This is a genomic window from Pseudomonas sp. 05N434 (assembly GCF_056396965.1).
On the sequence record NZ_JBFTMK010000258.1, the window covers coordinates 1 to 10,495 of the forward strand.

At 61.1% G+C, this 10,495-nt stretch carries 5 protein-coding genes and 2 pseudogenes; 1 reads left to right on the plus strand and 6 read right to left on the minus strand.

What is annotated here, in order from left to right; translation table 11 throughout:
- The 5 genes and pseudogenes from AC1DLB_RS17025 to AC1DLB_RS17045 form a co-directional block, all read right to left on the minus strand.
- Positions 1-465 (minus strand): DUF924 family protein (locus tag AC1DLB_RS17025; protein WP_477785322.1); only part of this gene is annotated, 465 nt, incomplete at its 3' end.
- A gap of 3 nt (positions 466-468) precedes the next feature.
- Positions 469-1,479 (minus strand): class 1 fructose-bisphosphatase, encoded by a 1,011-nt coding sequence (locus AC1DLB_RS17030; protein WP_477785323.1) that lies wholly within the window; start codon positions 1,477-1,479, stop codon positions 469-471.
- A 244-nt stretch (positions 1,480-1,723) separates the two neighbouring features.
- A complete protein-coding gene (locus AC1DLB_RS17035) occupies positions 1,724-3,091 on the minus strand; it encodes a DUF3999 domain-containing protein (protein WP_018929192.1) in 1,368 nt (455 codons plus the stop codon).
- Positions 3,088-6,572, minus strand: a pseudogene (locus AC1DLB_RS17040) (DUF2339 domain-containing protein). The gene AC1DLB_RS17035 and the pseudogene AC1DLB_RS17040 overlap by 4 nt, the downstream one beginning before the upstream one ends.
- A gap of 193 nt (positions 6,573-6,765) precedes the next feature.
- Positions 6,766-9,216 carry a glycogen/starch/alpha-glucan phosphorylase gene (locus AC1DLB_RS17045; RefSeq protein ID WP_064615887.1) on the minus strand — a complete coding sequence of 817 codons (2,451 nt, stop codon included), beginning with the start codon at positions 9,214-9,216 and terminating at the stop codon, positions 6,766-6,768.
- Between the two features lie 259 nt (positions 9,217-9,475).
- Here AC1DLB_RS17045 and AC1DLB_RS17050 point away from each other — a divergent pair, with 259 nt between their 5' ends.
- Positions 9,476-9,916 carry a YkgJ family cysteine cluster protein gene (locus AC1DLB_RS17050; RefSeq protein WP_026286653.1) on the plus strand — a complete coding sequence of 147 codons (441 nt, stop codon included), beginning with the start codon at positions 9,476-9,478 and terminating at the stop codon, positions 9,914-9,916.
- Here the strand turns inward: AC1DLB_RS17050 and AC1DLB_RS17055 are convergent.
- Positions 9,913-10,495: pseudogene (locus tag AC1DLB_RS17055) on the minus strand (translational GTPase TypA); the annotation flags it as partial. The gene AC1DLB_RS17050 and the pseudogene AC1DLB_RS17055 sit on opposite strands and share 4 nt — an antisense overlap.

Consider the following 10,495-nt stretch of genomic DNA (forward strand, 5'->3'; position numbering starts at 1 on the left):
GGCAAACACCGCCCGATCCGCCTCGGGTTGCTGTTCAACCAGATCGAGAAACCGCGAAACCGCTTCGTTCTGCACCGCCAGGTTTTCGCAGTGTTCGAACACCAGATAGATAAAAACCCGCTGGATCGGTCGCAGTTGCCGATCGAAATCCGCGGCAATGCCTTGCGCCACCAGTGCCTGGGCCCTGACGTCGCCGGAAAAGGATTTGGGTGTGTCGCGAAAGATCATTCGCGGCAATTGATCGAGCAACAACACCAGGGCCAGCCAACCTTCGGGGCGTTGCGCCCATTCGATCAATCCGCCGGCCAGTGCCTGCTCGACCAGATCCCCGAAACGCATCCGCGCTTCGAGGTCCTGACTGTCACGCTTGCCGAACCATAACTTGCCCTTGTCAGCCGCTATTTCGTTGGGTGATTCGAAAGATCCAAACCACCATTCGAGTAACGGCTGCCAGGGCGCGGTCATGTTTTATTCCTTGTGGTAAGCCGTGACGCGGGCAACTTCTTCTTTCGAACCGAGGAACACCGCAACACGCTGGTGCAGGCCTTCCGGCTGGATGTCGAGGATGCGCTGGTGGCCGTCAGTGGATGCGCCACCCGCTTGCTCCACCAGGAACGAYATCGGGTTGGCTTCGTACATCAGGCGCAGTTTGCCCGGCTTCGACGGCTCGCGGCTGTCGCGTGGGTACATGAACAGACCGCCGCGGGTCAGGATGCGGTGCACGTCGGCCACCATCGCGGCGACCCAACGCATGTTGTAGTTCTTCTTCAGCGGGCCTTCATCGCCAGCCAGCAATTCGTCGACGTAACGTTGTACCGGCGCTTCCCAGTGACGCTTGTTGGACGCGTTGATCGCGAATTCCTGCGTGGACTCCGGAATCGTGATGTCTTCATGGGTCAGTACGAAGCTGCCCATTTCACGATCCAGGGTGAAGCCTTTGACGCCATTGCCCAGGGTCAGCACCAGCATGGTCTGTGGACCGTAAATCGCGTAACCGGCGGCAACCTGCTGAGTGCCTGGCTGCAGGAAGGCCTTTTCGTTCAAAGGCTCGTTCTGGGTCAGGTATTCGTTCGGGCAACGCAGCACCGAGAAGATCGTACCGACCGGCGCGTTGATGTCGATGTTCGACGAACCGTCCAGCGGGTCGAACACCAGCAAGTACGCGCCTTTCGGGTATTTGCCCGGGATCTGGTAGGCATTGTCCATTTCTTCGGATGCCATGCCGGCCAGGTGACCGCCCCATTCGTTGGCTTCGAGCAGGATGTCGTTGGACATCACATCAAGCTTCTTCTGCACTTCACCTTGGACGTTTTCAGTGCCCATGCTGCCCAGGACACCACCCAGGGCGCCTTTGGAAACGGCGTGGCTGATTTCCTTACAGGCACGCGCCACCACTTCGATCAGGAAACGCAGATCGGCAGGAGTGTTGTTGCTGCGGGTCTGCTCAATCAAATAGCGACTCAGGGTAACGCGGGACATGGACGGCTCCGGAGGAATGGGGGGCTAAAAACCCGCGCAGTTTAACGCGAGTCGGGGCGCATTTCCTCCTATCAGACGTGATACACCCAATAGAGTTCATGCGCGGGGTTGAGCGTAGTTCGAAATGGGCCGCGATTGGGCGCCAGTTTCGATATTTTTGGTGGCAGGAAGGACGTCTTCGCGGGCAAGCCTCGCCCCTGCAGGAGCGGCTTGCCCGCGATCTGGCGCGCAGCGCCAGCCATCCTCAGGATTTAGCAGCAGGCTTGCGCAGCAAACTGAACGCCATCCCTCCCAGAAACAGCACACTGAGCAGCAACACCGCCCACAACCCGATCTTTTTCCAGTTCGTGCCCAGCACAGTTGGTGCTGTCGCCGCCGGGGTCACCACGGCCCCGCCGTCCACCGTCGCCTTGCCCAGCGTCGCCAGCTTCGCCGCGCTGTAATCGGGAATCAGCGTCGACAATGGCAAGCTTGCAGCCTTCACCGTCGCACTTCCCAGCGCCAGCGTATAAGGCCCGGCACCGCGCGCCAGGAACACCAATTGCGTGGAGCGCACGGCATACCGCACGGTGGGTGCTTCGGCACCCAGGCCACCGCCGCGTTCATCCACCGTCAGTTTCAATTGCTGCACGGTCTGGCCCGACAACTGCAATTCGTTCTGCACCACATCCTGGCCATTCTGGGTCAGGCGATAGAGCAAACCGTTGGTCAGCGGTTGCCACGGCAGGCTGGTCTCCCGGCGCCCCGACAACGTTACCGGTGCCAGGCTGTTGGGCTGATTCAGCTCGACCTGCAAGCGCTGGACGTTCAACCCCATCGGCAATTGCCAGATGTACTCACCGGCCTTCACGCTGCTGCCGGCCAAGGGTTGCGACCAGACCAACGGCAGCGGCAAGGTGCGAGGGTTGGTGCTTTCCAGCTGCGCCGAGGTCAGCACTGGCGCCGACTGAGGCGAATTCCAAAGCAAACGCAGATAGCGCGCCGATTGCCCCGGCAGGCCGACTTCATGTTGCTCGACCCGTTCGTCGGCAAACGTCAGACGCGCCACCTGCCCTTCACCCCACGACTGCCAATGCTGCAAATCGTTGCTGGCTTCGATGCTGAAACGCTGGAAGCCGTCGCGTTCACTGGTCCAGTCGAGGATTAATTGCTGCAACGGCGCCTTGATGCCGCTGGCATCGAGTAACCAGCCGCGCAGCTCTTCTTCGCCCGCCTCCAACTGGCTGGACGGCTGCACTTCGATCAACGTGCCGTTGGTGTTCGATTGCACCCGTACGCTCGGCGTGCGTTCGCTGGCATCCGCCGAGTTGTACAACGGGAACCACTTTACGTCGGTCAGCGTGCGGTTTTCGTGGGTCTGCGCAGGCTCTCGAGCCAAAGCGTACGCCTGAGGCTCACCGGCGGCGTTGAACACACGCACATCGCTGAGATCGGTTTGCCGCGCGTTCAGTTGCACGCCCAAGGGCAATTCCAGGCGATACCACGGGCCCTCGCCGCTCACAGACAATGGCACCTGCGTGGCGAAGTCCGCAGGTTTTTCCTGCGCGCCAGCCGACAGTGTCACCCCCAGCACAACAGCAGCCCACCAGCCCAGGTTCAGCTTCTGACTCAAGATGACACTCCTTCGGTTTCAGGGGCCGGTTTTTCAGCACCCGGCACGGCTTCGGCACGCTTGGGTGGCAGCGGGGCGAAATAGCCCACCACCAACAGCAACACGCCAACGCCGATAAACGACACGATCCGCGCCAACCCGCCGCGGTTACTCAATTCAACGAAGAACAGCTTGGCGACCACCAACGCGATCAGCCCATCGATTCAAGCAGCAGATCCAGCGCGAACGGCACGCCACCCCAGTGGTGGGCCGCGCGCATCACCAGCGCGGTAAAGAAGGCGAACAGTGAAACACCGGCAATCACCTGCGTGGCGTTATCGGTGTAATCCTTGCGGATCGCCAGTTGCGTGACTGCGTTGCGGGACCAGACATAAACACCGAACAGGGCGAACAACAGGCCCAGCTCCAGCGGGTTGATCAGTGGCACATAGGGCAACGGCTCGGCGGTGCCGTCGCTGACCATGTTCGCCAGCCAGAACCAGCCGAGCATTAACAACGCCAACGGCGCGGCGGCATAGACCCGGTACTCGCGGGGATAAGCCGACACTGGCCATGGCCACGCGCGCGGTGCGGCCATCAGCACCAGATACAGGCTCGGCAGAATCGCCCAGCCCAACCAGCGCCAGGCGTTGTACTGCTCCGACAACAGCAGCAAGCCATAACGCAGCTCCAGGGCCAACACGCCGATCAATAGCCAGCAACCGAGTACATGGGCGGTGCTCTGGGCTTTTTCGGGCAGCATCGACGCCAGACGCTGCAACGAGATGAAATGCACGACGAACACCGCGGCCCAAACCAGCCAGCCGAAGTTGGCGGCCGGGTGATAACGCGAATGCCAGGCCGCGAGCAACACCAGACCGGCGGCGGGAATCAGCAAGGTGCAGAGCAAACCCAGCGACGACCACTTCAGGCGCAGCGCCAGCACCGCCCACAGCGCCACACTCACCGCCGCGACCGCCAGCAACAACGTCGCTTGCAGGTTCACAGGCGCAAAACGCAGCACTTCGCTGATCCACGCCAGTGCCCACCAACCCGTGCCCCACACCAGCAACACTTCGGACAAGCGCTGCAGGCTCAACACATCGAAAGCCGAAGCATGGTTGCCTAGCTGCAAACGCCAGGCCCCGACAAATGCCGCCAGTCCCAGCACCAGCGGTGTCCAGAACCCGCTATGCGCCAACGGTCGCAACCCTTCGCTGAGCAGCGGCCCGAGCAGGTCTGGCCCGGCGAACAGGAACGCTACGCCGCCGATCACCTGCAACAGCAGACCAAAGACAAAACTCACACGCTGCTTCAGGTACAGACTCAGCCAGATGATGAACAAACCACTGGCCGCCCACACCGCACTCGCGGTTTGCCACGGCAACACGAACAGCACCGCCAGGTTGATCAGCACCAGACCGGCCAATAGCACCACCGACAAGCCACGCAGCAAACGTACGTCACTGCGCACCATTTCGTCCCGGGCCGCCAACAACATGCCGGCGATCAGTGCCAGCCCGATCAAGGATGCGCTGAGCAAACCGCTCCAGCCGGCGCTGAATACCGCAGCCGAGTCTCCGCTCGCCCCTCGCAGCCGCACCAGGAACAACGCACCGCCGAGCAGTTGCACGGCGAACGCACTGAACAGGAACGCCCGCGATTGCAGGCGCAGGCCGACGAACAGCGTCGCCAACCCGGCCAGCGCCCAACTGATCGCCGTGCCGTGAGTGAAGAAAAACAGCGGCGCCAGCAGATAGAGGAACGTCAGGCCCAGGCAGGCCAGCACCGGCAAGCCCTGGCGCTCCCACGGCAACGCCTGTTCAGGCAACGCTTTGCGTAATTGGTAGAAGCTGAACAGCAGCGCAACACCGAGCATCAACGCCCCCAGCGGCGCACCATCGAGCAGGCTGCTCTCGCCGCTGCGCAATTCGCTGATAAAAGCCAACGCCGAGCCCAATTGCAGCAGCAAGGCAAAGGCCCGCGCCAGCGGCCGTCGTTGACGCAGGCCGAGCCAGAAAATCCCCGCCCCTTCCACCGCCCAGGCTGCGGCAGTCCAACGCGCATCAAGCCCCAGAGGAATCGCCAGACTGGCGAAGATCACCCCCAGCGCCAGRCAGGTTTCGGCCAACAACAGTGCTCGCCCCCCCATCAGCAACCGGGCCAGCCCCATGTAAATCATGCCCAAGGCCAAGGCGCTGAAGGCCGCGGCAAATTCAAAGTGCTCCACCAGCGCGAACTGCAGACCGAAGCCCACCAACGGTGGCGCGAACAGCATCATGCCGTCGACGTAATCGCCCTTGTGCGCCGACCAGCGCAGCAGCGCTTCACGGCTGTCGTCCTCGGGCGCGTCGCTCATTTCCAGCAACTTGCGCCGGGTGAACAACAAACCGATGGCCAGGTACATCAGGAAGAACAGAATCAGGAACGGCTCGGTACTCCACAGCAGCTCCGGTCTATAGGAGCGCAGGCCCCAGGCAAAGCCGATGCCGAAGGTGCCGACAAACCCGATCAGGTTGAGCAGCCGCCAGGCCTTGAACCACGCGATGGCGAGGATGCCAGCGTTGAGCAGGGCGAAATAGCTGAACAGCGCGACGTGATTGCCGGCGCCGGTGGAGGTCAGGATCGGCGCGGCGAAACCGCCCAACGCGGCAGCGGCGGCCAGGCCCAACGCATTTTGGGTAATGGCGAGAATCGCCGAGAACACCGTCACCACCACCAACAGGCCCAATGCTGCCTTGGGATCAAGCAACGGATGCAGACGCATCGCGGCAAATACCGTCAGGTACAACACCGCGATCCCGGTGCCTTGCAGCATCAGCGCGTAGTTGCTGTTGCGCAGTCTCAGCCACCAGCCCAGGGCGAGCAGGCCCAAGGCCGCCGCCGCGACACCGGCGTAGCGCAACTCGATCGGCACCACCATGCCTTCGGTGGCATAACGCAACAGGAAAGCCAGGCCGAGGAACAACAGCATCACGCCGACCCGCAATACGGTATTGCCGCCGAACAGCCAATTGCGTGCGCCGCTGATGGCGCGCTCGATGAAGTTCGGGCCGCGCGGCTCGGCCGGTTGCTGCGGTTCGCGGGCGACCGGCTCGGGCTGCCAGACATCGGCGGGCAACGGACGACTGGTTTCGGCAGCGGCCGCGGTGATGGGTTCGAATTCGGGGGGTAGCTCCCAGACCAGCTCCGTGGGTGCGACAGGGGCTTGCTCAAGAATGACTTCAGGCGACTCAGCGGGTTCGCTGACAACCGGTTCGCCTGGTTCAGGTGCCTTGGCACCCGACACTTCCAGCAACGCCAGTCGCTGCTCGACCGCATTCAGCGCAACCTGAGCCTGATCGAGTAAACGTCGCTGCTCGGCCGTTTGAGTGCTCAAGCGGCCGATACGCATGGCCTGGCCGAGACCCAGCCCGAGCAAAGCGCCCAACAGCGCCTCGCTGAACGACTCGTCAAGAATCCAGCCCAGCAGCAGCCCAATCAGCATTAACATCCATTGCATGGTCGATATCCCTAAGCGGCCCCGTGGCGGGGCTGATCCGTGCGATACAGCCTCTGGCTCAGTCTAGTGAGCAGACACCCGGAATTCAGTGTGGGAGCGGCAGTGCGCCGCTCCCACACTGGGTCAAGTTGGTGCTTAGTATATCGATCAGGCCCAACGGACGTTGGGCCTTGCGCACATTTGTTGCTAAAAATTACTCCAAAGCCTTCCAGATATCCGTTGCGTACTCGCGAATGGTCCGGTCGGACGAGAACCAGCCCATCCGCGCGGTGTTCAATACCGCCGAGCGCCACCACTCTTTCGAGTCGTGCCAGTGAGCTTCGACCCGCATCTGCGCGTTCCAGTAAGAGTCGAAATCGGCGCAGACCAGGAAGCGGTCGTAGTCCACCAGCGAATCGATCAGCGCGGTATAACGGGACGGATCGTCTGGTGAGAACACCCCGCTGCGAATCGCTTGCAGCACGTCGTTGAGCCGATGGGAGGCGGCGATGTCCGGCGCGGCGTTGAATTCATGGTTACGCTTGCGCGCTTCCACTTGCTGGGCGCTGAGACCAAAAATAAACATGTGCTCGGCACCGATGCGCTCGCACATTTCCACGTTGGCCCCGTCCAGGGTACCGATGGTCAGCGCGCCGTTGAGGCCGAATTTCATGTTACTGGTGCCCGAGGCTTCGAAGCCGGCAGTGGAAATCTGCTCCGACAAGTCCGCCGCCGGAATGATGCTCTCGGCCAGGCTGACGTTGTAGTTGGGCAGGAACACCACTTTGAGCAAGCCGCGCACCGTCGGGTCGTTGTTGACCACCCGCGCAATGTCGTTGGTCAGCTTGATGATCAGCTTGGCCTGGTGATAACTGGCCGCCGCCTTGCCGGCGAAGATTTTCACCCGCGGCACCCAGTCGGTTTCCGGCTCGGCACGAATCGCCTGATACAGCGCGACGGTGTGCATCAGGTTAAGCAACTGACGCTTGTATTCGTGGATCCGCTTGACCTGCACATCGAACATCGCCGCCGGATTGACCGCGATCCCCAGCCGCTCATGAATCAGGTACGCCAGGGCTTTCTTGTTGTGCAGCCGCTGTTCGGCGAACTGCTTGCGAAATGCAGTCTTCTCGGCAAACGGCTCCAGCGCGAGCAAGCGCTCCTCGGGGTTGTCCAGCAGATTCGGGCCGAGGGCGTCGACCAGCATGGAGGTGAGTTCGGGGTTGGCCTGATAGAGCCAGCGGCGGAAGGTAATGCCATTGGTCTTGTTGTTGATCCGGTCCGGGTAAAGCTTGTGCAGCTCGGAGAACACCGTGCTGCGCATCAGCTGCGTGTGCAGGCCGGACACGCCATTGACGCTGTGGGAACCCAGGAATGCCAGGTTACCCATGCGCACGCGGCGACCGTTGTCTTCCTCGATCAGCGAAATCGCACGCAGCACGTCGAAATCGTGAACACCTTTGGCTCGCAACGAGTCGATGTGCTGGGCGTTGATCAAGTAAATGATCTGCATGTGCCGGGGCAGCATCCGCTCCATCAGACTGACCGGCCAGGTTTCCAGCGCTTCCGGCAACAGCGTGTGGTTGGTGTACGACAGCGTGTCGACCGTGATCTGCCACGCCGCATCCCACGCCACGTCATAGACGTCGACCAACTGACGCATCAGTTCGGCCACGGCGATCGAGGGGTGAGTGTCGTTGAGTTGAATGGCGGCGTGATCGCCCAGAGTCAGCACCGAGGTGTGCATGTTGCGATGGCGACGCAACAAGTCCTGCAAGGACGCGGAGACGAAGAAATATTCCTGGCGCAGGCGCAACTCCTGGCCGGCCTCGTTGCTGTCCGCCGGGTAAAGCACGCGGGAGATACTTTCTGCCCAGGCCACTTCCGCGACCGCGCCCAAGTGGTCGCCCGCGTTGAAGCGCTCCAGATGCAATTCTTCCATGGCCCGGGCGCGCCACAGCCGCAGGGTGTTGACGCTTGCACCACGCCAACCGACCACCGGGGTGTCGTAGGCGATGGCCCGCACGGTTTCCGACGGGGACCAGACTTGCCTGGACTTGCCGGCTTCATCGGTCACGGTTTCGACACTGCCGCCGAAACCGATCGGGTAGGCCACCTCTGGTCGTTCGAACTCCCACGGGTTGCCGAAGTCCAGCCAGTGTTCGGTCTGCTCCTGCTGCCAGCCGTCGACGATGGCCTGGCGGAACAAACCGTGTTCGTAACGAATGCCATAGCCATGGCCGGCGATGCCGAGGGTCGACATGCTTTCCATAAAGCATGCCGCCAGACGTCCGAGGCCACCGTTGCCCAGTGCAGCATCGGGCTCCAGCAGACGGATGCGTTCGATGTCGACCCCCAGTTCGGTCATGGCCTCGCGGGCCACATCGAGCAAGCCGAGGTTGCTCAGGCTGTCGTAGAGCAAGCGACCGATAAGAAATTCAAGGGAAAGGTAATAAACGCGTTTCTGGCCTTTGCGGTAGATCTGCCGGGTGTGGTCCATCCAGTGCTCGACCATGTGATCACGCGCCGCCAGGGCAATGGCTTCGAACCAGTCATGGTCGAAGGCGTGATCCGGGTCTTTACCCACCGCGTAAGTGAGCTTGGTCAAGACGGCGTCGCGGAATGCGGCCACCTCTGCTTCGCGAACAAGTGGTTCTTGAGTCATCGATAAGACCTCGAGCGAGCGTGAAGTTGTCTGAGCCTAGTCGGTCTGACAGACCGTAGAGACTCTGGTTCGGCAGTTTTTCCTGTTAGTACGAGATAGATCGACATTACGTTGTCGTGGGCCAGAAACAATGCAGGGGCCGTGCCGGACACAGGACTATTTTGCGACAAGCAAAAAAAATCTGGCGAAAGGTTGTTCAAAAATCCACCAGTCCCGGTATGATCGCGCGCCCTGATGCACACGCTGGTAACAACCGATGATGAAGCCCAACCTGATCGCCGCCGCGGAAATCGATCGCCTCGATACCTGGGCCAAGTACTCTGCCCCAATGTGCGGCTCGTGCATGTCCAGCTGCTGCACGCTGCCGGTCGAGGTCAAGATCAAGGATCTGATCCGTATCGGCATCGTCGACGAATTCGAACTGGGCGATCCACCCAAGAACATCGCCAAGCGCTTGCAGAAGGAAGGGATTGTCGAGCGCTACAACCAGAAGTCCGAGATCTTCACCCTCCAGCGCATGAGCAACAACGATTGCCTGTACCTGGATCGTAAAAGCCGTTTGTGCACTATTTATGATAAGCGCCCGGACACCTGCCGCAACCACCCGAAGATCGGACCGCGGCCAGGGTATTGCGCGTACAAGCCTAAAGAAGTGGTGCGCGAGACCAGCAGTTCCAGCCGCACCCTCGAAAAGTTTTAAAGCCGCCTCGATCCCCGTAGCAGCTGTCGAGCCCCAGCGAGGCTGCGTTCGGCAGCGCAGCAGTCCAGGATCTTCTTACGCAGGCGGATCGACTTAGGTGTCACTTCGCACAGCTCGTCATCCTGGATGAATTCCAGGGCCTGTTCCAGAGTGAAGCGAACAGGTGGAACCAGGGCGATGGTTTCGTCTTTACCCGAAGCACGCATGTTGTCGAGCTTCTTGCCTTTGGTTGGGTTGACGCCCATGTCGTTGTCACGGCTGTTCAGACCAACGATCTGACCGTTGTAGATCTCTTGACCGTGCTCAACGAACAGCTTGCCACGCGCCTGCAGGGTTTCCAGGGAGTAGGTCAGCGCCTTGCCGGTTTCTACCGATACCAGAACACCGTTCTGACGACCGGACATGTCGCCGGACTTCATGGTGTCGTAGCGATCGAAGATCGAGGTCAGGATGCCAGCACCGTTGGTCAGGGTCAGGAACTGGTTACGGAAACCGATCAGACCGCGAGCAGGGATGTTGTACTCCAGACGAACACGGCCTTTGCCATCCGGCACCATGTTGGTCAGGTCGCCTTTACGC